The sequence below is a fragment of the Chitinophagaceae bacterium genome (genome assembly GCA_016713085.1).
Classification (GTDB): domain Bacteria; phylum Bacteroidota; class Bacteroidia; order Chitinophagales; family Chitinophagaceae; genus Lacibacter.
Window position 1 is genome coordinate 1316024 of the sequence record JADJPV010000002.1, and the last position, 25095, is coordinate 1341118.

Sequence of the window (25095 nt, forward strand, 5' to 3'; positions counted from 1 at the left end):
TTTTCATAATTATCCATTTATTTATGCCGGTTTAATTTCCAGCTGCTGTACAATAAATTATCTGCCAGTACTGGCTTTGGAAAAAACAAACTGGCAATATAGCCCACCACAATTACAATGAGGTGACTGTACACACCCAGCATGAGTTTGTGATGTGTGAAATTAAATTTACCAAAATCAACAAGGAGTTTTGGATTTTTTACACCGATGGGAGTTGATGTAAGCAATGCATAAGCTGTAAACAGGATGCAGACAATGATGCCGATATTGATTCCCTGCCTGTTGGTGCGTGCACTGAACAATCCCAGTAAAAATATACCAACAATTCCTCCAGAGAAAATTGCGTAGAGTGTAAACACCACTCCCAACACACCTTCATTCCCCGTATTTAAATACAAGGCACCGATACCAATTGAAATTAAACCTGAGATGAGAACAAATGTTTTGCTTGCACGCAGGTATTGTTTGTCAGGTTTGTTGGGAACGATCTTTTTGTAATAATCTTCCACTCCCACTGCGGCCAGTGAATTTAAATCGGCACTTAAACTGCAGATGGCAGCAGATATCAATGCAGCTACAATGAAACCAACTACACCAATGGGTAACTGTGTCATAATAAAATGAGGGAATGCAGCTTCAGCTTTCATTCCTTCAGGCAAGCCCTGTTGTTGATAGAAAACAAATAAGGCTGTACCAATAAACATAAACATCGTCCAGATGGGAACGGTTAATAAAATACCAATGAAAGATGCTTTGATGGCCGACTTATCTGTTTTGGCAGTGAGGTATCGTTGAACAACTGTTTGATCGGTTCCGTATTTCTGAATGGCATAAAATGATCCGTTGATGATCATTACAATTAAAGTGAGTCTTGTAAAATCAATATCGTAAGGCCCAAATCCTGCACGTCCATTTTCTGTTGCCACTTTGATTGCTTCAGGAACTCCTCCCTTAATAGAGAACAACAATACGCCTAAACAAATAATTCCGCTTGCAAATAACATGAATCCCTGGAATACATCGAGCCAGATAACAGCCTGCATGCCGCCTTTGAGATTTACAATGATGAGAATAAAACCAACTGCAAGAAGAATGATGAAGGGATTGATATTGGTCATGCTGTTAATAGCTACAGCAATTAAAAACAATACAGTTCCCATTCCTGCAAACTGCCGCAGAATAAATGAAGATGAACTGTAGTAACGGGCAAAGCCGCCAAAACGTTTTTCAAAATATTCATAGGTACTCAGCCCGATAACTTTCCTGAATAAAGGGACAATGAACCAGATGGTTCCCAATAATACTACCGGCACCATCAATCCCTGTACAAGTAATATCCAGTTGCTCGTAAATCCCTGTGCAGGATAGCCGAGAAATGTAACACTGCTGATAAGTGTGGAGAGTAAGGATAAACCCAAAGCCCAAGACGGAAAATTTCCCTTCGACAGAAAATAATTTTCAGTAGTTGTTTGTTTATTGGCAAACCTGAAGCCGAGGTACAAAGTAATACCCAACACGAAAAGTATAATACAGTAATCTATGACATGCAAATGATTCATTGGTGGCCTCCCCAAACCCCTGCGAAGTAGGGGCTTAAGACCCTGATAAATCAAGGCCGTTTTTAAATGGTGAATAATCGTTTTATTTCCTCAGGCAATTCGTAACTGCCGGGTTTTACAGTGATCAGTAAGTCATTAGCTTTCATCCTTACCACACCACGTTGCAACTCGTTCACAGGTGAAAGCTGTTTGATCTTTATTTCTTCCAGTATTGCGGCGGCAGTTGAACCTCCTTCAATAAAAATTTCTTTTACATCTTCTCTTTCCACAATTTCTTTGACTGCTTTTGCCATTGCGGTTCTTAATTCCAGTGCTGAAATGTTTGAATCAGCAATTGCAAGAACAGCTTTGCCTTTTTCTTTTATTACGCCGCAGGTTTTCTTCAGCCATTCTTCATTGATTTCATCCGGCATATAGGAAACACAGCCCAGCTCTTTACTGATTCTGCTGATGAATTCTTTTCTATCATTAAACGCTGTACCGCAAACATATAAAAGCGGCTTTTGTAAAATCGCTTTCTCCTGTAAACGAACAGCATACCTGTTATTCAGAATACCTGTAAAGAAATCACCTGCTCCTGCTAAAACAAAAGACTGATCAGTAATTGATGCCCACCGCTTCACATGATCAACAGTAACAGCTTCTCCAACAATGATTCCCTGGTCAGGCAGAAAGTCAGAATACTTCAACACTTTCACACTATCATCATTCAGAATTTTCTTTATAAAAGAACTGCTTACCGGAAATTCAGGATCATTCACAAACCCGGTTTCAGTAATTCTTTTACCATCAATAAAATATTCACCGTTATTAATTGTTCGTCCAAGTGATGGGTTGGCGGGCAGAACAATTGCTTTTGCCTTACCTGATAATTGCATCTGCACCTTCAGTTCTTCCAGCACATAACCACGCAAAACCGAATCAATCTTTTTATAAATGAATTCCGGTTTTAATTCCAAAAGTCGCTTCAATGTATCCGCAGTAATTTCAAGAGCAGCTTCTTTTTTCAATGAACGACTGTCGGTTGATACAATCAATACATCTGCATCGGTTGCAACTACTTCACCGGTGTACAATTCCACTTTCAGTCCGTAACGCAGACTGATGCCGGCCAATTCAGCCGCCCCGGTAAAATCATCTGCAACAACTGCTATCATATGATGAGTGATCAGTGATGAGAAATGAGTGAGCTACTCATTACTCATCATTCATTATTTGTGTTTACTTAGCTGCACCGCACTTTCAATAGCAAAGATCATCGCATCAGGACTGGCAATTCCCCTTCCTGCAATTTCAAACGCAGTTCCATGATCAACAGATGTACGGATGATCGGCAGACCCAAAGTAATGTTCACGCCTTTCACACTGTCCATCTGTTGTTTTTCTGCATTCCATTTAAAACCTGCCAGTTTAAAAGGAATATGTCCCTGGTCATGATACATGGCAACCACACCACCATATGCTCCCATTGCTGCTTTTGCAAACATGGTATCGGGAGGAACAGGCCCTTCCACATCATAACCTAACCGTTTTGCTTCCAGTACTGCCGGTAAAATTTCCTGGTCATCTTCAGTGCCAAACAAACCACTGTCACCTGCATGCGGATTTAATCCCGCCACACCTATTTTCAAATTTGTTTTTCCCAACCGTTTCAATCCATCAACAATCAGTTCAATCACCTGCACAATGCGTTCTTTCTTTACCAGATCACAGGCTTGTCGAAGCGATACATGCGTACTTACATGAATTACATTGATATGATCTTCCACCAGCAGCATGGCATATTTCTTTGTGCCGGTATAATGCGCATAAATTTCTGTATGACCTGCATAATGATGACCGGCCTCATTAATAGATTTTTTATTGATGGGGCCAGTAACCGTTCCATCCACTTCTTTTGCCAAAGCCAGCTCAATGGCTTTCTTCACGGCCTGAAAAGAAGCTTCGCCGCACATGGCATTGATTTTTCCAAACTCCAGTTTATTGATATCAGTAATGCCCAGATCAAACACATCAATGGTTCCCAATTCAAATTTTGCATCAGTCACTTTTGCCACAGCATTTACTTTTGCATTCAGCTTCAGTAAATCAATGATCTGCTGAAATACAACTGCATCACCTACAAGAAGCGGTTTGCATATTTCATGAATCTCTTTTCGCAGCAATGCTTTCACAGCAATCTCAGGCCCGATGCTTGCAGGATCGCCCATTGTTATTGCTAAAACCGGTTTGCTCATTTTTCAAATGTTTAAACAAACCCCGACAGCGGTTGAAAACCCTGTCGGCGGTTTGAAGTTGTTGTTTGTTCTATTGAAACAACCGCCGTCGGAACTTTAGCCACCGACGGGGTTTCGCAATTCTAAAAATGCTTTTATTAATTTATTTTCTTCATAAAAACTCAATGATTGTAACGGCGGCATTACTGTTGATTCACACAAACCTTTATACTTCATCAATACTTTCACTGCCCACAAACTTTCACCCAATGTTTTTCCGCCCTGGTATAAGTTTCCATACGTATCACTCAGGCGCTGCATCTCATATGCTTTTGCGTGGTCACCCTGTTCAACTGCCTGTAACATCACATCATAAATATCAGGCATAAGATTTCCTGTACTGGGAATCAATCCATCGCTTCCACCAATCAGGGCATCTGCTGATTTAGCAGCCCATCCGAGAAAATGACCAAAGTCTTCCCTGTCTTTCCATAACTCCAGTGATTTTTGCAAACGCTCATCGCTGCGTTCTGAATCTTTGGTGGCAATGATATTCGGATGATGACTTAATTCATCAATCAGCTGCAACGGAATACTCATATGCGTTGTTGCCGGAATATTATAAATGATCATTGGCAGCGGAACAGCATCTGCCAATTCTTCGAAATATTTTTTCATCTGCGTTTCTGTCAACAAATAATACGAAGGAAGTGTTGCAGCGACTGCATCCACTCCATGATCAGCACAGAATTTTGCAAACTCAACAGACTCATTCAATACATTCGATGAAATCCCTGCATATAAAACAGAGCCGGGCTTTTTATTTTTTTCTGCTGCCTTTACATATTCTTCTTTAACCAAAGCCGGCAACGATGCAGATTCACCTGTAGTTCCAAATATAAAAGGAGAAATACTATGCTGATAAAACTGGTTGAATATTTTTTCCACCGCTGCTTCATCAATTTTAAATGATGCAGTTAAAGGAGTAACAGCAGGGACAATGATGCCTTTAAATTTTTTATTCTTCTTCATTAAAATGCTGATTTAAAAATGGCGGTTGCTCCCTGCTCATTAATCTCTCTGGGATTATTTTTCAGCAGTCGTTGAATTTTTAAAGCTTCGGTAACCAACTGTGGGATGGCTTCTTCCTTCACTCCTACCTCTTTTAAACTTGCAGGAATACCACAGGCCGCATTCAATTCTTTTATTTTCGCAACACCTGCTTTTGCAGTTGCCCAAACATCATCTTCTCTTTTACAACCAAGTGCAACAGCAACATCTGCATACCTGTCTGCTGCTGAAACTATGTTATACTCCATCACATAAGGCAGCAGTAATGCATTCGATAAACCATGCGGCAAATGATACATACTTCCCAATGGATAAGACAATGCATGCACACCAGCCGTGTTTACAGGGCCCAGACAAAATCCACCAAGCAAACTGCCCATAGCAACTTTCTCCCTTGCTTCAATATTATTTCCATCATTTACCGCAGTTACAATATTAGCTGCAATCAAACGCATGCCTTCATAAGCATACATATCAATAAAAGGCTGAGCAAATTTATTGGTGTATGCTTCGAGACAATGAGTCAATGCATCCATTCCTGTTGCAGCAGTAATGGAAGGTGGAACGGAAACACTAAGCAAAGGATCAACATACACAATATCCGGAACAAGATATGGGCTGATGATTCCTTTCTTCTGATTATCGGTATCATCTACCAGTATTGCATTGGGGGATACTTCACTTCCCGTGCCCGATGTTGCAGGCACACAAATGAGTTTCTTTTTTCTTCCTTTGAGTAAACCGATACCTACATAATCTCTTAACTGCTGTTTGTTTCCCAGTTGTGCTGCCACAAGCTTTGCAATATCCAGTACACTTCCGCCACCAATACCAATCACCACATCAGGATTAAACGGTGTAACTTTTTTCATCAGCTGTTCAAAATCACTGAAGGATGGCTCTGCAACAATCGAGGTATCAATCACTACTTCTATCTTACTTTCTTTAAGTGTATTAACAAATGATTCAATTGCTGAACGCAGCGGCTCAATTGTACCGATAAAAACATTTGCCGGCTTCAGTTCTTTCACGTCTTCTGCCAGTTGCTGTAATGTTCCATTACCAAACACCAGTTTGCCGGGAAAAAATATCTTTAACGGAAGTTGTGCCATACCAATCATTTAAAAAATATTTTCAGGATGATTTCCTAAACCAACAACAGAAGGAATATCCACCTGCTGAATCTGTAATTTTTCACACCAATGCTGAAAGCGATCATAAATATCATCGAGTGTCTTGCGCTGATCAGGCGTTAATTTGGTTGCCACTGCACGACTGATAGTACGCACAGGCAATCCACGTTTCTGTAAAAAATATTTCGGACTCATGGGATATGCAATATGAATTAGCGGATCAACCTTTGTCAATTCTTCCTGCAGCCATTTTACTTCTTCCTGCTTTTCAGGATTGTTGGCATTGTTCACCATCCACACCATTACTTCAGGATAAAAATTACCGGAGATCGATGACATTCCCTTCGCTCCCATCTGTACGCTGTACATCGCATTCGGCGTATGCGCATCATAGAACTCAAGTTCATTACCGCTTTCTTTCAGGATATCCAGTTTAGCTCTTACATTTTCATGTGTGATGGATGTGTCCTTATGATAAATTAACCTGTTGGCTGAAAGTAAGGATCTGAATGTATCTGCACCAATAATGCGTTTATACGGTGCCGGGCATTCATACATTCCCAGTGGAATATTACCTGTAAGCTGAAACATCTGTTCAAAATTCCTGAGCAATAATGCATCACTGTCTTCTTCCTTGGCAAAATGACCTGTGATCATGATGGCTGCATCAATACCTGTATCAAATATTTTTTTTGTGAACTCTGCTTTATCAGCAATCGTTAATCCAAACGATCCTGTTGCAACAATCGGTACACGGCCGTTTACCCTTTTCACTACATGACTGGTTAATTCAATCCGCTCATCTTCTGTAATACTGAACATTTCGCTGCTGAGACAATTGGCGAAAAATCCTTTTACACCGGCAGCGATATAAAACTCGATCAATATACTTACAGCATCCAGATCAACCTCAGCTTTCAGGTTGAAAGGAGTAATCATTACCGGAACAAACTTCTTTTCTTCACTTTTCATAATTTCATTTATTATAGCAAGTTTACTATTCAACTGTATTAACTAGTGTACCAATTCCTTCAATGGAGATTTTCACAACATCTCCACTTTGTAACGTAAAATCATTCCCGGGTACAACGCAGGTTCCTGTCATGAGGTAACAACCAACCGGGTAACTTGATTCACGAAATAAAAATCCAACCAGCTCTGTATGTGTTCTTTTCATTCTGTCAATCGTTGTACTTCCTTCAAACACATTTTGTCCGTTTCGTTCAATCAGCATGGCAATTTCAGTAAGAGGAGAAATTGGATGTTCCGTTACCAAAATACATGGCCCAACCGCTGCACTTCCATCATACATTTTTGCCTGTGGCAGGTACAATGGATTTTCACCTTCAATACTACGACTGCTCATGTCGTTACCAATGGAATATCCAACTATTCTGCTGGAAGATGTTATTACCAGGGTCAGTTCGGGTTCGGGAACATTCCATGTACTGTCTTTTCGTATCCTTACCTGCTGGCCAGAACCAACAACCCTTGAAGCAGTTGATTTAAAAAACAGTTCTGGTCTTTCAGCATCATACACTTTATCATAAAAAGTTGCACCACCGCTTTCCTTGCTTTCTTCCATCCGTGCAGTCTTGCTTTTGAGATAAGTTACACCGGCTGCCCATACTTCCTGTGTACCGATTGGTGCAGATAGAGTTTGCTGCTGCAACCATTTTTCATCGCCCGATGGTTGCAGTGATAAAAGACTGTTTTGCAGAAATGAAAACAAATCATCCCGATTGATCAGTGTATCCCAGTTTGTTTGAGGCAACAGGTAGCAGCTTCCGTTTTCTTCAACAATAATTCCTGTTGCAGTTTTATATAATTTCATTCAGTTTGTTTTTTAACGGTTGAGTTATTGTAAATGAACATCTCCGCAGAAATGTACATTCAATCCAAGTTCAGCTAATGCTGCAGCTTTTATTCTGCATGCTTTATGAGCAGTTGTTTCATCGGGCACATATACCACATGAATATGATTTGCCTTATGCCTTGCCATCATCTGGTTCTGACTGACTCCTTTAATGACTCCATGCATGATGGGCCACTGCGTTGTTGTTTCATTCCAGCGCCGTTGTGTTTCCGCTTCCGGCAAATCAACTACTTCTCCAACTCCAAGATCGCAATGCAGCTCATCTTCCACCAGGTAGATCCTGCTCACACAATTGAGCCGGGGTTGCTGTTTCCTTTCAATGTACCTCCACCTTTCGGAAAAAACATGGGTGGCTGACGTTCACTGCTTGCACTCTTATATCCATTGGGGAAATGTGCAGCGGGTACTGCCCCCGAAATTAAAAATACCCAAACAAACGCATCAATGATTTCATCTTTGTATTGCTGTCCCCAACGCAAATCATGCAAAGTATTTTCGCCACTCATACCAAGTTCATTCCATAAACGATAAGTGAGCAAAGCATCTAAACCGGCACATTCATCCACTTCATTGAAATGCGGAATGGCTTTACCTGCAAACAATTCCTTTCCATTTGCATCAAATACAGGGGGACGTTCAGTATTATTCAACAGTCCTTCCACCAGGTCGCTTGCTGCACAAATATCTTTCAACCCCTGTTGGTATTGAATACCAATTGTTGCACATCCAAACCAATCTGCCAAACGAACTGCTGCTATGTACATTTTGCATTGCTCCAGTGTTTGTTCTTTTGTTAATTCAGTTGCATAATCAGTGCCCCAGTTAAATTTCATTCCTTTGTCAAGTAACCATTTCAATACTGTATCTGCTTCTTCGTCTTTTACAGTTAACATCTCTGCATACAAAGCACTCTGGCTGAGACGTTCTTTAAACACACCGGTTTTATGCAGTACAGAATCAGGAACGATGGCATTATACATACCCATACAACCTTCATCAAACACGCCCATGATGGCTTTGTTCTTTCTGAATGTTTTGGCGAAAGAACGTCCTGTTTCCTCTTCCTGCAACGGAATTTTTACAAGATCGAATTTTTTTACATGACTGCAATCGTGTTTGATCTTTCCTGTATTCAGCCATTCTTTCAATCCGTTTAAAAAGAAATCATCATCAAAATTTTCACTCCATAATGTACTGTATGCAACTCCGGCTTTAGTTAGTGATCCATTCAGATTTAATAAACCCACCAGCCCGGGCCATTGCCCACTCCAGTTTGCAACCGTTAAGATGGGGCCATTGTGTGTTGTTAATCCTGCAAGTACATGGTGACTGTACTGCCATAAACTTTCCGCAACAATTAATGGGGCATCTTCATCAATACCGGCAAAAACTTCCATGCCCATTTTCTGTGAATCAATTAAACCATGTTGCTTTTCTGCATCATAAGCATGTGCCTTCTTTACTCTATATCCAAGTTTTGATAAAACAGCTGCAAGCTGTTGTTCCATTTGCTCCTGTGCTGGCCAGCAGGTAATATTTGCAGATGGTCTTGAATCGCCGCTTGCAACCAATGTAATTTGTTTTGATACTTCTTCCATATAAAATATTTTATGCTGATGGATGAGCAGTTGTGCTCCTTCTCAGTTTTGTTATAATTAAACCGGTTAAAAATATGGTGAGTGTTCCCACAACAATGATCATGTTTTTGTGTAAGGGGTTTCTCAGGAACGCATAGTTTCCTTCCAGTTTTCCCGAGAATGTCATCCACAGAATTACAATAATACCAATGATAACTGCGGTAACCGCTGCTGCGTTTTTTGTTTGGCGGCTGATGATCCCCAACAAAAACAAACCCAGCATACCACCTGCGAAAATGCCGCTCAACTCCCACCAGATATCTAACAGGCTTTTTGAACCGATCATTGCCAAACCTGTACACAAACCAATCACGCCAAAAGCAATGGTTGATACATGCAGCAGATACAGCTTTCGTTTATCCGTAATATCGGGTTTAAAATACTTCTGGTAAATATCAACGGTAAACACAGTTGCCGATGCATTCATGTTACTGCTGATGGTACTCATGGCAGCAGATAATAAGGCCGATACAATTAACCCAACCAAGCCTGTTGGAATATTATTCACCATGAAAAAAGGTAATACTTTATCGCCGTAATCAGCAGATGTTAAAGATGCAGCGAGTTGTTTTGCTTCGGCTGATGTTGCAGCAACACCTAACCGTTCAGCTGCTACCTGCAATTTCACCGGATCAATTAATCCGGGTTGTGTTTGATAAAAAGCATACAGTGCTGTACCTATCACAAAAAATAAAAAAGAAGCAGGCACATAAATCCATACACAAAGCCAGATTGATTTACTTGCCTGCTTTGATGTTTGTGCTGTATGATAACGCTGAATATAATTCTGATCCATCCCGAAATTATTCAGATTGATGAAAAACCCGTAAAACAGTACCACCCAAAATGTTGATTCAGTTAAGTTGGGAGATAAGCTTCCAAGACTTGTTTTATGATCTGCTTTCGCCACATCAATGATGGTAGTAAAACCGCCGGGGATTTCTTTCACCACTAAAAATAAAATCAGCAAAGCGCCCAATGTCTTAATGATGCCCTGCGCCACTTCTGTCCAGATCACTGCTTCAATACCTCCCAGCACAGTATAGATAATAATGCAGATGCCCATTACGATCATGATCGATTGCATACTGAAACCGGTGAGTGCCTGCAGACTTAATGCAATACCAAAAAAGATGGAACCCATACGTGCAAACTGCGTGAGCAAAAAACAAATCACTGTATATGTTCTGGCCCATGGCCCAAAACGTTTTTCTAAATGTGTGTAAGCTGATATTTCTCCTGTGTTGCGATAGAACGGCACAAAATATTTTGAAGCGATCCATGCAGCCATCGGCATCGATATACTGAATACAAATGCATTCCAGTTGCTGCCAAATGCTTTTCCCGGAACGCCTAAAAAAGTGTTGCTGCTTAAGAATGTTGCGTAGATGGAAAGACCAATTGCCCAACCGGGAATTTTTCCGGAAGCTTTGGTAAACTGGTCGCTGTTTTTATTCTTACGTGAAAAATACATGCCAACGCCAATCATTGCAAGCATATAAACGGCAATCACCGCAAGATCAATAAATGGCAAATTGTGCATCGTTATGGCCTCCCCAAACCCCTCCAAAAGAGGGGCTTTAAATCGACATTAGTAATAAGATCATCGTATAAATCAGGTCAATTATTGTTCATTCTTCAGCTTCGAAAAGCAATCCTCCCCCTTCGGGGAGTTAGAGGGGCTGTCCTAATCGTCAGATGTTTTTCCTTCATTTGCTTTCGCTCCCGGCCATTGCTTATTCACTATTTCTTTCAACTCCAGTTTGGCAGGATCAACAACAACATGTTTGATCCTTTCTCTCCGCCATGTATAAACAATATGCACCAACCCATCTTTTGTTTGTATCACTGATGGATATGAATACTGACTGATGGGCGAATCTTCCAGCACCAACGCTGCACTCCATACTTTTCCATCTTTGCTTATTGCAACATTCAACGGTGTTCGTGGGCCTTTTCCATTTACCCAGGATGAATTGGGCAACGTATGATTATACACCAGCAACTGTCTTCCATCTTTCAACGTTACGGCATCTGTCCCTGAGTTATTATTAGGCAATGCAGATGCTTTCATTTCACTCCAAGTTTTTCCGCCATCATTACTCCAGCTTTCATTGATGGTTGTATTTCGGCTGCGACATAAAATCTGCAATCGGCCGTCTTTGTATTTTAGAATGCTTGGCTGAATGGCTTGTAAAATTTTGGGATCATTGATCGCTTCTGTCTTTGTCCATGTTTTGCCAAAATCAGTTGTGAATTCAATATGCGCTTTCCATCCTGTTTTCTCCGTACTGCTCGGGCATAACAAAACACCATTAATCAGTTCAGGTTTATTTTTGATGGGCCCTAAAAATCCTTCGGGCAATGCTTCACGTTTACTCCATGTGTGCCCATTGTCTTTGCTGCGCATCATCCAGCCTGTCCATCCAGCAACATTGGGTCCTATTTTATAGAACAATAACAATTCACCATTAGGTGCATAAAACAATACAGGATTATAAGTTGAATAACGCAGTGTATCATTCATTACACCATCTGCAACTTTTGCAGGCTCTGTCCATTTACCATTCCTGAAATGACTTGTCCAGATGCATACATCTTTGTTTCCTTCTTTTGTACCACCAAACCAGGAAGCAATTAAACCTTCCGGTGTTTCTGCAATGGTAGCTGCATGACTTTCAGGAAAACTTGCCCGTTCGAAAATGAATTCGTCTTTTACAATTCCCTGTTTCCATTTTTTAGTTCGTACAAATTGATAACTGCCCGATGTAATTTCAAACACAGCGGCTCCTTTATCCATTTTGACAAACTTAATATCAGCATTATCTGTAACAGGCTTTCCGCTTTCAGTAATTTCATCTGCACTGTTAGATGGTATGTAAACTACAGCTTTTGTATTGGCAGGAATAGAAATACTCCATTCAAATTTACCAACGCTGTTCTTCCATTCGCTTTTTATGAGCCCATGCATACTTTTATAAGATGCTTTTACAAAATCAAGACCTGCCGGAACTGAAGGTTTCATGATTATTTTTTTGAACCCAACTTCTGTTTTATCACTGCGTATACCGGCAAGATTTTCGTAGTACCATATCAACAGATCACCCAGCATCATTACATGATTCTGGCTATTCATTCCGGGATCGGCAGTGTTGCCGTTCCATAATTCCCAAATTGTAGTAGCTCCGTTTGCTGCCATATACCCATAGCTCGGGTAAGTTGTGTTTGAAGCAAGTGTGTAAGCCAGTTCATTTTGATTGTATTCAGTTAAGCCTCTGAACAAATATTGGGTGCCAATTAAACCTGTGCTGATATGTCCCTTGCTTTCAATACGGATCTTAGTATAAATATTTGCAAACACTTTCTCTCTTAACGAATCAGGGCAAATACCAAAATACAATGGCAACAGGTTAGCAGTGATTGTATTATTTGAATAACATTGCTTTGCGGGGTTATAAAATTTATTCTGAAAAGCAATTCTTATTTTATCTGCCAATTCTTCATAAACCTTACCGTCAGCATCATTACCAGTAAGTTTTGCAAACCGCTGCATGTACGACAACAATTTAAAATAATAAGCAGATGCAATCAGTTTTCCATCAGTTAAACGGCTGCTGTCTTTCGCATGAATCAGTTTCAGGTCTTCCGGCGGAACGCACCAATCGGCAAACTTATCCTTTGTCATAATATCATCAACAAGATATTTATCCTTCATGTAGAATATCCACTTCTTCATTGAAGAATAGTGTTTCTTAACCGGAGTAATATCACCGAACTGATTATACAGGTGGTTGGTAATTGTGATGTATGCAGCGGGCCATGTAATATTATCAGAATAATAATTCCAAAAAGCAGGTGCAACATCGGGAATACTTCCTTCATTGGTTTGACTTTCTTCAATATCCTGCATCCATTTAGCATACAGTTTTGCATTATCAAAAAGATAGCCCTCACCCATTGCTCCAATTACACGGTCGCCCAGCCAGGGCTGTCGTTCGTTACGTTGCGGGCAATCAACCGGCATTCCTTTATAATTTGAAGCTATGCCCCACCAGGCATTTTTATGAACTGTATTTAATGTTGCATTGGACGACACAAAAGAACCTGTTGTTTCAAAAGCATCATACACCAGCTTGCCTTCAAAATTATTCAGTACAGGTGTACCCGGAAAACTGCTTACTTCAACATAACGGAAACCATTGTACACAAAAGATGGCTGCCAACCCTCTTTCCCTAAAGGAGAGTTGCCAAACGTGTAAACATTGGTCACTTTTGCATCTCTTAAATTTGCAACAAATATTTCGCCGTTCGTTTGTAAACTTTCTGCAAAACGAAGCGTTATCTTATCTCCTTTCTTTCCGTTAATGTTTTGCAGTTTGATCCAGCCTGCAAAATTCTGTCCCATATCAAGAATGTATTTCCCGCCTGCAGTTTTTTTGATAGAGACAGGTTTAATCGTCTGCATCACTTTCATCGGCTCACTCATCTGTGCCGCCATTTTTCCTTCAGGTGATTGTACTAACTCAGCTTGCATCCATTTGCTGTCGGAAAAGCCTGCATTCGTCCAGCCGGTAAATTCTTTTCGTGCATCATACTCCTCACCATCATATTCATTGTTGGTACGAATGGGGCCATCCACATTCAGCTTCCAGCTTTCATCGCTCACTACTGTTTTTGTTGTACCATCGGTGTATTCAATTTCAAGTTGCAGCAGGAGTTTAGGAAAACCGAATGTATTATGCTTATACGTTTTGTAGTTCTGACGCATGGTAAAGAAACGCCCATTACCAAGTACTGTTGCAATGGCATTGTTTCCTGCTTTGATCAGTGACGTTACATCATGTGTATTGCAGAAATAAGTTTTACGGTAGTCAGTTGGATTAGGTGCAAGCACCTGGTCGCCGATTTTTTTACCATTGATATATAATTCATACATACCCAAACCGGAGAGATAAACAGTTGCACGTTTAACAGCAGGTTTACTTATAAATTCTTTACGCAAATATCTTGCACTTAGTCTGCTCCATTGTGTAACACTATCCCATGCAGATGCCTTATCGTAACCGATCCATTTTGCTTTCCAGAGTTCTTTTGTAAGTCCAGTCGAGAAAAATGCGGTTTGTGTTGAAAGTGCCTGCCCTTTATTCGTTTGCACAATTACTTTCCAGAAATATTTCTTACCAGGCTGCAATGCTACTCCATTGTATTGCACATGTAACGATTGATTGCTGCTGATGATGCCGGAGTTCCATACATCGCCTTTATTCTGCTGCAGATTTTGTGTACTGCTGCTCACAAGGATTTGATAGCCTGTTTGCAAAACATTTCGCTGGTTGCTTTGTAATTGCCAGCTAAGCCTTGGTTGTTTTATATCAATGCCCTGAGGATTTGCCAGCATTTCGCAACGGAGATTACTGACGGTTACCTGGGCAAACAATTGCTGCATGCAAATGCTGAAAACAAGTATGGTTACAATCTTTTTCATTTTATTCTGCTGAGAAGTTAAAGTATAAATTGATGTGCAATGCCCTCACCGGATCTTTTTCGTAATCGTAGTAAATATTCTTCACGCCCATTGGCCCGGTTGTTTCATTGCGTTGATTTTTTGTACCTATGCTGCTGATGCCCTGCATGAATGAAATATCACCTGAAGGAAACAACGGTTCATAATTATGCCACTGATCTGTTTTCCATGCAGGAGTAAACAAGCGGAGAAACATTCCTTCCGTTTCACTCACTACTGTAAAACGGTTGTTCTTTGTAAAGAAATACCCACCGTAAAAATTGGAGTGGTATCCTTTGAACTCAGGATATATCCACGGTGCTTCCCCTGTTTCTGTATTGTTATAGGTTTTATTCCAGATGCCAAATGCATTTCCCTTTAAACGGTTTTTCCATACACGGTAAGGACCATCGCCCATATAGGTGACTGATTGAATTTCTTTTTCAGGAAATGAAAAGTTTATACCGGCGAAATTGCTGAAGTAAGCAGACGGAAAATAATTCACCTGTAACTGCACCCAACCTGAAGGATAAACAGTCCACTTTAGCGTGTTGTAACTTTCTTTCTGATTGAAAGAAGATTCCAACACAAGATTGTTCCCTTCTTTATACTGTTTGAATGATTTGAAATTATTCACTCCTTCCTGCAATACCGGACCATTGTTAAAGGGCAACTCGCCTTTTGCATTTTTCACTGAAACAAGCAGACCCTTGTTTTTATTGAATACAACTATCACATCTTTTACAGAAACGGTCAGTAATGAATCAGCTTCTGAAGAATTGATAGTGTTATTGCCTTCTTTCACAACCATTCTTTCACCAGTACGTTTCGGATTGCTGATCAAAAAACTCCTGGTAAATAATTCTCTTTTATAAAAATCTGTTGTGGTTACATACAGCACATCATAATCTTTCCAGTCAGTTGGCAGTTGTAACTGCAGTACACCTTTTTCGCCGGGTTTAATATCAGGTGAAGTTGCTGAACCTGTTTTTTCATCTACATTTCTCAAACCAAACTTCCGCAATTTCCAGCTGAAAGAACATTGGTTGATGTTGGTGAAATGATAACGGTTTTCAAGATTGAATGTGCCATCAAATGCATCTGTGATTTCTCTGCGTTCAAAATAAACCGGACTCCATACTTCCTTGATCGTATAAAAGCTTGCTTCCTTTTCATGATGCGGTCCCAGTATTCCATCAGCAGCACGATGTTTATCAGTATCTAAAGAATCATGCAGATCTTTCCGCACAACTGCATTATCAGCAAAGTCCCAGAGAAAACCACCTGCACTTAAAGGGTTATGCCACATCTTTTCCCAGTAATCTTCAATGCCAGCACCATGTCCGCCATCAAACCATCCATGCAGAAATTCTGTAGGCATTACAATTTCTTTTCCGTTTTCATAATTACCAATGCCGTAATTGTATTCACGGTAATGCTGCGTATCAAAACCGCCAAACAACTGCCATGGATGAACAACAGGCCGTTGCTGAATATCAAACTCCGTAAAATATTTATCGAGTTCTAAATTATGTCCGCCTTCATTTCCATTTGCCCAGAAGATGACAGAAGGATGATTCATATCATGATCAATCATTTCCTTCACAAGCTTCGAACCAACCTTTGTATCGTAATGACCATGCCAGCCGGTTAATTCATCCATCACAAACAAACCAAGTGAATCACACACATCGAGGAAATGATCATCAGGTGGATAATGACTCATCCTCACTGCATTCATGTTCATGTCCTTCATGAGTAATACATCTTCAATGCTGATCTGTTTGCTGGTAGTTCTTCCTGTCTCAGGACGAAATGCATGACGGTTGACACCTTTCATTTTCACTTTCACTCCGTTTATATAGATGCCATCACGTTGTTTTACTTCTACTGTGCGGAAACCAAATTTCTTTGAAACTTCATGCAGCAATTTATCCTTGCTATAAATTCGGAATATAGCTTTGTATAAATTTGGAAATTCAGATGACCATTGATCAATGTCTTTACAATCAACTTTAATTCCGCATTGACTACTGAACTCACTAACCTTTACCTCATTCTTCTTTATTACCTTATTGTTCAGATCAATTAATTCAACTGTTAAACCAGTTATGTAACCGTTGCCATTCGTCTGCAATTTTGCAGAAAAACTACCATCTGCTTTCGCATCTATTGCTACATGCTGTATGTGCTGCTGTGGCAACACCTCTAACCAAACCGGCCTGAAAATGCCACCAAATATCCAGAAGTCTGCTTTGCGTTCTGCTTCATTCACGGATTGATTGGATGAGTGTTTAGCAACTGTTACTTCAAGTAAATTTTCTTTTCCATAATTCAACAGTTTAGAAACATCGTACTTGAAAGCATAGAAAGCACCTTGATGTACTTCACCTGCAGACTTGCCATTTACTTTTACTTCTGCATCCGTCATCACACCTTCAAACACAAGATTGATGACTTTACCTTTCCAGTTTGCAGGTACATGGAAACGATGTTTGTACAATCCTTTTTCTTTTCCACGTACACTGTCTTTTGCAAAACCATAATAATATTTACCAAAGCCTTGTAATTCCCAGCAACTCGGCACAGCGATCGTTGTCCATTTGTTGGCATTCATACCCCCGGTGCAAAAGAAATCCCATTGCACTGTTTGATCGCTGCCTGTTCCGGAGAGATAAACTTTTTCTGTTTGTTGCGAGTAAGAAAACAAAGGGACAAAGAGAACCACGGAGACACAAAGAACACAGAGATGCACAAAGGGTTTTCTTTGTGCTACTTTCTGTCTTTCTGTCTTTGTGGCAAATAAACCAATCATAATTTTTCTGTAATTTTTTCAAGCTTCAACGACGAAGCCACCTTCTTTCCATTCACCCACACACTCAAGCCTTTACCCTTTTTGTATCTCAACCCGTCTTTATCCCAAATGATGGTAACGATCTTTCCATGATACAACACATTATCCAAACAGAACCAATTCCACTTTCCTTCCGGCACTAATGGATTTACTTCAATTGTATTATCTGCTCTTGGTCGTAATCCAACCAGTCCACTAATGATGAGATCATTAAAGGTTGAATGATTATAATAACGACTGCGTTCTTCATCCCCCTTCAACCAGAAACCTGTTTTCTCATCGAGGTATTCGCCAATATACGGACGACCACGATAGTATTGTGATTCAACATACGTATTTAATAAGTTGAAATAATTACTATCAGCGACATAATCCTGATTGTAATTATTCAGCAAGTTGGCCATACCTGTTAATGTTTGAGCAGTTGCAAACGGCCATACGGCGCCATCCCATTCGCATTTGCAGCAGCCATGTGTACGGAATTCAGGATGACTGCGATCTGCAGTAGTGATACCGAATGGTGCACAGAACGTTTTGGTGTCCATCAAACTTTTCCATGCAACATTGTAAGTATTGTCTGGCATATTGAAATACCAGGGAATAAACCCGATTTCTTCTTTTACATTCGAGAGTGTATCGCCTTTTTCTTTTTTTACTTCAAAGAACTGATGCTGCGGATGCCAGAGCAGTTGTTGTGAAAACTGCTTGATGGAATCTGCTTTGCGATTGTACAATGCAGCTGCATCTTTTTCATTACTGATTTGTGCAATTGCCGATAATGCTTTTGCATTACCAAACATATATCCATTGATCGATGGACGTGGATTCTTTTCAGTTCTGCTACCACTGATCGTTTCTTCCATGGCATCACGTACATCAAATTGCCAGAACAAACCATTCGCTGCTTTCTTTTCCTGTTCCCATGCTGCATAATCTTCTTTTAGATCCGGTAGCATGTTTACTAAAAACTGTTTATCGACATTTACGAGGTACCGATTATAGATCGCATCAATATTCCAGCTGCTGTAAAACCGTAATTTCTTTAATGGCTTGCCTTCATTTGCCCGATACCATACATGCAGGTTGTTATCCATATAGGTTTTATCATGCAACCATCTTGATTCGTAAATATGATGACCAAGTCCGCTGGAGATAAGGTTGTATTTATCGGCATAGCTTCGCTGGATCAAAAACTCGGTAAACACAAATCCTTTTTCTGTTTTCTTGATATGCTTTCGCAAGGTCCACCAGCGGTAATAAAAGATCTCTTCAAAATTTTGTTGCGGACATTCAAACAAGGGAATGTTTTTCTTCATCCACTCCCAGCTTTTTGTATTAGGGATAGCCTGTTCAATATTCGGCTCTTCCATTTTGTTGAAATAATCGACATAGTGTTTGAACTGATCCTGTTTTAAAACAAGCGGTTTTAGTTGAGCAGAAGCATTGAACCACAAAGACACGGAGAGCACAAAGAAACACAAAGGCTTCGTGAAGCTTTGAGCCTTTGCGCCTTCGTGGTTCAAATAAAACTTACATATCCTTACTATCTTACTCATCACAGACTATCTTGTTTTAACTGAATGAATATAATAAACCGCTTCTTTCGACTTTGAATTTGCATTCGGCAAATCATAATCCTGATCAGTTGGTGTATCAGCATTTGGAAAACGACGAACCTCTCCTGTTCTGAACAATAACCGTTCTACCGATTCAACAGGCTGGAAAAACAGATTCAGATTCGGTTTGCCATTATTGATCGTAACGGTATAGAAACGGGTTGTTGTGTTCAGTTCAATTTTGATATTTAGTTGCTCGCCTGCATTGTATTTACCAAGACTCTTATTTCGATAGCCTTGTTTAGTTAAAATACTTCCGGTTGAATCGAGCATCAACCGAAGCGTAGCTGTTCCTTTTTTATCGAGCAATTCAATTTCAAGATTACCTGTATTTGTCTGTTGTGCAGTTACAGTAAACTCAACAACCAGTTGTTTTGATTCCGGAAAAATGCGTTCGGCTTTTGCATAGTCAAACGGATCACTGTCGTGCAACGCAATTACTTTTTGATTATTGATCGTTTCTGCGTTCACCCTGCACCAAAGCGGACTGTAAATATTCCATTCATTCAGTTCTTTGCCTGCAGTCATGTTGTTGAACACATCATTTACATGTCCTGTTACTTTATTTTTTATAGGAACAGGAACCCGGCTCACCCACATATCTTCTTTATTCATGCTATAGGTCACCCACATATTATTATCAGCAGGTTTACCATCCATTTCCTGGATACCACGTACATACTGCGGCCCATAACTTTTATAAGCACCACCGTAACGCATAGAAGTGATCTCTCCATTTACAAGCAGCAGGTTTTTATACTTCAATCCGTCATCACTCACGCTAACGGCCAAAGGCCAGCGAAATTCAGAAGGATTGTACACCGTTGCATATTTTCCATCGCTGGTTCTCTGTCCCCAAATCTTCGCATTGGAGTTGACAAAGCCCGGTGCTCTCGTTGGATTGTATTGCCATGTTTTCCCTTCGTCCTTTGAAATACTTGTGAGTGCAGACTTCCAAAGCCCCACTACATTTCCATTTTGCAAATGATAATAGTTGAATGCTTTAAAATCTTTTTGCAAAGGAATTAACGGATCATTGCGATCACCTTCTTCCACCGTTTGCATCATTAACAAAGGCGTATTCAGAATTTCATCGCAGGCTGCAACAAAGCCTTTGTCTTTTGATGATTTGTAAAAAGGATAGTTGGTATTCTTTTCGCTGAAGGAATGATTATATCGCAGAAAATGAATAGGTCCGAATGATCCATCTGCTTTTATTTCCCTGATCACACGACCAACTCCGTTACCATCATTAGGGTCATCTTTCTGCCCCAATGCAATTCCATAAAAGGCCAATGCAAATAATCGTTTTGATTTGGATGTATAAAAACCAAATCGTTGATGCATGACTGCATAACTATTCTTTGCCGTATCAGTCTTTCCTTCTTTTACAAATCCATCCGGAATTTTGTAGGGAGGAAATATCACAACAGGATAAGTCCAGTTGTAACCATCTTTTGATGTTTGCAATAATGTTTGTCCCGGAGGAATATGCTCGCCAACAGGATCGCTTAAGTATTCAAGATAAAACGTATTATTCCAGTAAGCCAGCATCGGTGCATGGTTGTATGTCCATGAAGCTGCACCTGTATCTGCACGGTTGGTACGTATGGTTTGAATATTATGCACACCAACTGCAGGCGATAACTGTCCGTGATGATAATCAACGTTGGATAAAGTTGTTCCCGTGTAACGAACAGTATCCTGGGCAAGAATAGCCCCATCCCCTAAAGGGGTGAAGAAAACAATTACTCCAGCCAGTATGTATCTACAAATCAATTTCATTATTTCTTTATTTTCTTTAACCGCTTACGGGGTTTGCAACCGCCGTCAGGGTTTCAACAATCTTTTAATAACCTTTTTCTTTACCGGTACAATTGTTCCGTGTTTATGTCCTTCCGGAACTTTTACCTTTGTTGTTACGTTTTCAAAATTCACAAAATCCTTCGTTGCTGATGCTTCATAAATTTTCTTTCGGTATGAATCATAATAGATCAGCCACTCATCTTTCAGTTTTACAACAGCTGGCCCTTCTGTAAAATTATCGGAGAAGGGTTTTGAAATATTCGTCCACGGACCAAGTGCTGTTGTGCCGAATGCCACTTTAATATTCCGTTCAGGTCTTGTATTATCTTTCAACACCAGCACATAATCATCTTTCTTCCGTTTTACGATCACGGCATCAATAACACTGAACTTTGGATCAATAAATAGTTTCGTATCAGTGAATGTTTTAAAATCAGGCGTTGTGGTTACATACATGCGGTGATTGTTGCTGTCTTCTTCAATACCACGTTCAAATCTTCCCGGTATGCAACTTGCCCAAATGATGATGTATCGCTTTTCTTCATCATCATAAAACAATTCAGGCGCCCATGTATTAACAGCGGTTGGTTCATTCTTCATCACCGGAATAAATTGCTGCTCACTCCAGTTGAAAAGATCTTTCGATGAAGCATAACCAAAACCAAGATCACCACGCCAACTGCTTGTCCATACCAAATGAAAAGTACCATCAGGTCCCTGCACCATCGATGGATCACGCATCACTTTCTGGTTACCTACTTTCGGTTGTAAAAGAACTGTATCAAGATCTGTCCAATTTCTGCCATCATAACTGTACAACATTCGTAAACCTTCATTCGCAGGTTCATGAAAGGAAGTAAACAGGTATGCTTTACTTGAACATGAAGCAAGCAAAATGAATAATGAGCAATGAATAATGAGTGACTTCAAACGCATGCTTATTATTTTTCCAAGATCAATACCCAATCATTTCCATCCTTCTGTTCTCCCGGAGGATTGAAACTTTTGATTGATTCATTTTTGTATCCTCCAATCGGTTGTTGTTTGCCAGTTGCCGGGTTAAACCAACTTGCTTTCTTAGGTACAAACTTCAGTTTCGATATATCAATTTTAAATTCTCTTCCGTTGTACACATAAAACATGGCATAACTGCTTCCTCTTGTTGCAGCTACACGATTATAACGTTCGCCACTATCCATAACTGCATTCTGTGCAGGTATACGATCAAAATAAGATTTACTCAACATGAGTTTTTTCAAATGAACCATTTGTGTTGCGCCAGGCGAAAGCAATGCCTGTCTCCAATTCATTCGTACACCATAATTCGCTGTCCAATCGCCCATTTTATTGAACTGCATGGTTGAATTTTCGCCATAAGTAAAACCTGCACCACCGGCAAACACACTCCAGTATGCATAACGACGGAGATCGGCATCCGTCCAACGTGGTTGCAAACTATCATGCAAGCCATGTGGAATATTTTCATAAGAAGGTTCAGCATCGAATGTTGGCTTCACCGGTTTCAGTTTATAATCAACATCAACGAACTTCCAGTTGTCTTCACCATAGTGATTTGTTTCATTGCTGCTGGTATCCTGCGTATAATCTTTATGCCCGCTTTGAAACATATTGAAATCTAACCAGGCTTCATTATGAAACCAATCACTTGAAGATGTTCTCCCACGTGGATGATAAGTGAGCAAATGCTTTGGATCTATTTTTTTTAAGGTTGGCCCGATCACTTTCCACACATCCATTCCCTCCGTTCCTTTTACATCACCACCGTTAAGCCAAATGATATTTGTTTTGTTTTTATATCGATTCGCTAAAAACTTTGCATACGCTTCGCCTTGTTGTGCATTTACTTTTCCGCCTTTTACATTACTGCCCCACACAGGTACCATCGCCATATAAATACCACGCTTTGCTGCTTCGTTCACAACGAAATCAACATGATCCCAGTAGTCGTATGCAGTAGTATCGGCAAAATTATTTCCCGGAGTAACATTTGGTTTCGATGCATCTTCATTAATCAAGGCATGGTCGCCATACACATTCTTAGTATTGTTCATATCATGCAGCACCATTACTTGCACCACATTAAAACCTTGTTGTTTTCTTGTTTCGAGATAATGCACAGCATCTTCACGACTGCATTTTACAAACAGCAACCAACCGGTATCACCGATCCAGAAAAATGGTTTACCATCAGCTGTTTGAAAGAATCGTTTGTTGGCAGACACTTTTAATTGTTGCATTTGTGCCTGTGAAAACAGGACCATCAATAACATTGCGATCGTAAACTTTTTTTTCATTTTTTGTTTATCACCTTTTTAATCACGGTCAACATCGTTGTGTCACTCACTTGTACGTCCCTATTTCTATTCGGCTTTCACCAAGCGCCCCTACGGGCCGCTAACAACTTCCGTCTCAAGTACTACCAACGAAATGTTCCTACGGAACAAATGCATGATTCATCATTAAAACAATTTATCAACTCGTCCAACGAGGACGTCTGACGAAAACAACATCTTCTATCTTCGTTCCAGTTTTCTTGTTTCTGTATTATAAATAATGCTGCTCTTGCCATCGCTCAGAATATATTCGTTGGCGTTGCTTGATGCAACGGGTTTCATACCAACTGCTGCTTGTAAAATTGCTGCATCAATATTGCCCGGTAATACGGGCAAACTGCCACCAGCCATAAATACCGCCATACCAAATTCAGGATAACCGTCGCCACTATACACAACTGCTTTGTTTGGAAACTTAGTTCTGTATTCTTTCACGGCTCTGTACACCTGCTCAAAACTTGTTTTCTTTGGCTTCAGCAAACGTGCATGTTGACGTGGAGCAAGATTTTGTCCGCCTTTTGGTTCGTAGGTTGTACCATCGGCTTGGTAATGCCAGTAACGAATATCAATGAGATCAACAACTGCTGCATAGGCAGGTATGGCTAAAATAGAATCCTGTACATCTTTTGTTACACTTAATCCAATGATGGGATGTTTACCTGTTTCCTTCTCCCATTCACGAATAACATCCAACCAGAATTTTACAAAATGAGTTGGACCTGTAAATTCTTCACCAATCAATTGTATCACTCCATTGTTGTCTTTGAAATTATTTAAACATTGACGGATATATTTTTTGTGCAGTTCCCTGCGAACAGGATTTGAAATGTCATAGAATTGCTCTGCATAAAAAATGCGTTTATCGCCTGCATAATTCACTGGTTCAACAAAACCTGTGTTATTGATATTGTTTGCTGTGCGCCAAGGGAAATCGGCATAGTGTGCGCCTGCTTCAATAATGTTGTGTTGAAAATAATTCTGATGAACGAGTAACAAACCATTCTGATCTGCGAGATCAGCAAATTGTCTTAATCGACTCCAGTAAAACAAATTGAACTTCGTGAGATCATATTTACTCAATCCATCCCATGCTAATTCCTTACCACTTCTTGCATAAGGCAATTCGTAAAACGGCGGCCATACTTCTCCATCCATTCTGCGGACACGTTGATGATCATCTCTTCTTCTATCATACCACAAACCATAGTTATGTTCAATGGCAATTGTGTTTGAAGTTTTCATTTCATTGACTACTTCGTTGAGATCATCAGTTAAACCTTTGCCCGAACGACCGGGAACAAAACGGCTGATATGCCATTTGGATTGTTGAATATCTTTTGCCTGTAAACCACCACTCCACCACTGTACGTTTGAACGTTTACCTGTAACCAATTCATCACCTCTTACTAAAACGCCGTTCTTAATTTGTAATATGGGTGCAAGTGTTAGTACAATTGGTTTTTTAATTCC

General features: G+C 40.1%; 15 protein-coding genes and 1 pseudogene. All 16 read right to left on the minus strand.

Annotated elements, in window-relative coordinates; all coding sequences use genetic code 11:
- Positions 1–17 precede the first annotated feature (17 nt).
- The 16 genes and pseudogenes from IPK31_18655 to IPK31_18730 all read right to left on the minus strand — a co-directional run bounded on the left by IPK31_18655 (position 18) and on the right by IPK31_18730 (position 25017).
- Entirely contained in the window at positions 18–1559 is a 1542-nt protein-coding gene (locus IPK31_18655; GenBank protein ID MBK8089774.1) for a sodium:solute symporter, read from the minus strand.
- Between the two features lie 62 nt (positions 1560–1621).
- Complete coding sequence (locus IPK31_18660) at positions 1622–2716, minus strand: four-carbon acid sugar kinase family protein (protein ID MBK8089775.1); 1095 nt, start codon at positions 2714–2716, stop codon at positions 1622–1624.
- A gap of 54 nt (positions 2717–2770) precedes the next feature.
- The gene (gene pdxA, locus IPK31_18665) at positions 2771–3796 is read right to left on the minus strand and encodes a 4-hydroxythreonine-4-phosphate dehydrogenase PdxA (GenBank protein MBK8089776.1); all 1026 of its coding nucleotides are present in this window, start codon (positions 3794–3796) and stop codon (positions 2771–2773) included.
- A 96-nt stretch (positions 3797–3892) separates the two neighbouring features.
- Positions 3893–4807 (minus strand): dihydrodipicolinate synthase family protein, encoded by a 915-nt coding sequence (locus tag IPK31_18670; protein ID MBK8089777.1) that lies wholly within the window; start codon positions 4805–4807, stop codon positions 3893–3895.
- A complete protein-coding gene (locus IPK31_18675) occupies positions 4807–5958 on the minus strand; it encodes an iron-containing alcohol dehydrogenase (GenBank protein MBK8089778.1) in 1152 nt (383 codons plus the stop codon). Before IPK31_18675 ends, IPK31_18670 begins: the two co-directional genes overlap by 1 nt.
- Before the next feature lie 9 nt (positions 5959–5967).
- Complete coding sequence (locus IPK31_18680) at positions 5968–6951, minus strand: dihydrodipicolinate synthase family protein (GenBank protein MBK8089779.1); 984 nt, start codon at positions 6949–6951, stop codon at positions 5968–5970.
- Between the two features lie 25 nt (positions 6952–6976).
- Positions 6977–7813 carry a fumarylacetoacetate hydrolase family protein gene (locus tag IPK31_18685; protein ID MBK8089780.1) on the minus strand — a complete coding sequence of 279 codons (837 nt, stop codon included), beginning with the start codon at positions 7811–7813 and terminating at the stop codon, positions 6977–6979.
- Between the two features lie 24 nt (positions 7814–7837).
- A pseudogene (locus IPK31_18690) lies at positions 7838–9453 on the minus strand (fucose isomerase).
- Positions 9454–9463: 10 nt separating this feature from the next.
- Entirely contained in the window at positions 9464–11035 is a 1572-nt protein-coding gene (locus IPK31_18695) for a sodium:solute symporter (protein MBK8089781.1), read from the minus strand.
- Between the two features lie 144 nt (positions 11036–11179).
- Positions 11180–14977, minus strand: a complete 3798-nt coding sequence (locus IPK31_18700) for a family 78 glycoside hydrolase catalytic domain (GenBank protein MBK8089782.1) — start codon at positions 14975–14977, stop codon at positions 11180–11182.
- 1 nt (position 14978) lies between these two features.
- Positions 14979–17810 carry a glycoside hydrolase family 2 gene (locus tag IPK31_18705; protein MBK8089783.1) on the minus strand — a complete coding sequence of 944 codons (2832 nt, stop codon included), beginning with the start codon at positions 17808–17810 and terminating at the stop codon, positions 14979–14981.
- Complete coding sequence (locus IPK31_18710) at positions 17807–19318, minus strand: glycoside hydrolase (protein MBK8089784.1); 1512 nt, start codon at positions 19316–19318, stop codon at positions 17807–17809. The genes IPK31_18705 and IPK31_18710 overlap by 4 nt, the downstream gene beginning before the upstream one ends.
- Positions 19319–19411: 93 nt before the next feature.
- The gene (locus IPK31_18715) at positions 19412–21250 is read right to left on the minus strand and encodes an exo-alpha-sialidase (protein MBK8089785.1); all 1839 of its coding nucleotides are present in this window, start codon (positions 21248–21250) and stop codon (positions 19412–19414) included.
- Positions 21251–21295: 45 nt separating this feature from the next.
- Positions 21296–22207, minus strand: coding sequence for a glycoside hydrolase family 43 protein (locus tag IPK31_18720; GenBank protein ID MBK8089786.1), 912 nt, complete (start codon positions 22205–22207; stop codon positions 21296–21298).
- Between the two features lie 5 nt (positions 22208–22212).
- Positions 22213–23586 carry a glycoside hydrolase family 140 protein gene (locus tag IPK31_18725; protein MBK8089787.1) on the minus strand — a complete coding sequence of 458 codons (1374 nt, stop codon included), beginning with the start codon at positions 23584–23586 and terminating at the stop codon, positions 22213–22215.
- Between the two features lie 219 nt (positions 23587–23805).
- Positions 23806–25017 carry a hypothetical protein gene (locus IPK31_18730; protein ID MBK8089788.1) on the minus strand — a complete coding sequence of 404 codons (1212 nt, stop codon included), beginning with the start codon at positions 25015–25017 and terminating at the stop codon, positions 23806–23808.
- Between the last annotated feature and the right edge of the window lie 78 nt (positions 25018–25095).

Excerpts from the sequence above, each read along its gene's own strand:
- IPK31_18655 (MBK8089774.1), bottom strand. The coding sequence starts at position 1,559 with ATGAATCATTTGCATGTCATAGATTACTGTATTATACTTTTCGTGTTG.
- IPK31_18660 (MBK8089775.1), bottom strand. The coding sequence starts at position 2,716 with ATGATAGCAGTTGTTGCAGATGATTTTACCGGGGCGGCTGAATTGGCC.
- pdxA (MBK8089776.1), bottom strand. The coding sequence starts at position 3,796 with ATGAGCAAACCGGTTTTAGCAATAACAATGGGCGATCCTGCAAGCATC.
- IPK31_18670 (MBK8089777.1), bottom strand. The coding sequence starts at position 4,807 with ATGAAGAAGAATAAAAAATTTAAAGGCATCATTGTCCCTGCTGTTACT.
- IPK31_18675 (MBK8089778.1), bottom strand. The coding sequence starts at position 5,958 with ATGGCACAACTTCCGTTAAAGATATTTTTTCCCGGCAAACTGGTGTTT.
- IPK31_18680 (MBK8089779.1), bottom strand. The coding sequence starts at position 6,951 with ATGAAAAGTGAAGAAAAGAAGTTTGTTCCGGTAATGATTACTCCTTTC.
- IPK31_18685 (MBK8089780.1), bottom strand. The coding sequence starts at position 7,813 with ATGAAATTATATAAAACTGCAACAGGAATTATTGTTGAAGAAAACGGA.
- IPK31_18695 (MBK8089781.1), bottom strand. The coding sequence starts at position 11,035 with ATGCACAATTTGCCATTTATTGATCTTGCGGTGATTGCCGTTTATATG.
- IPK31_18700 (MBK8089782.1), bottom strand. The coding sequence starts at position 14,977 with ATGAAAAAGATTGTAACCATACTTGTTTTCAGCATTTGCATGCAGCAA.
- IPK31_18705 (MBK8089783.1), bottom strand. The coding sequence starts at position 17,810 with ATGATTGGTTTATTTGCCACAAAGACAGAAAGACAGAAAGTAGCACAA.
- IPK31_18715 (MBK8089785.1), bottom strand. The coding sequence starts at position 21,250 with ATGAAATTGATTTGTAGATACATACTGGCTGGAGTAATTGTTTTCTTC.
- IPK31_18720 (MBK8089786.1), bottom strand. The coding sequence starts at position 22,207 with ATGCGTTTGAAGTCACTCATTATTCATTGCTCATTATTCATTTTGCTT.
- IPK31_18725 (MBK8089787.1), bottom strand. The coding sequence starts at position 23,586 with ATGAAAAAAAAGTTTACGATCGCAATGTTATTGATGGTCCTGTTTTCA.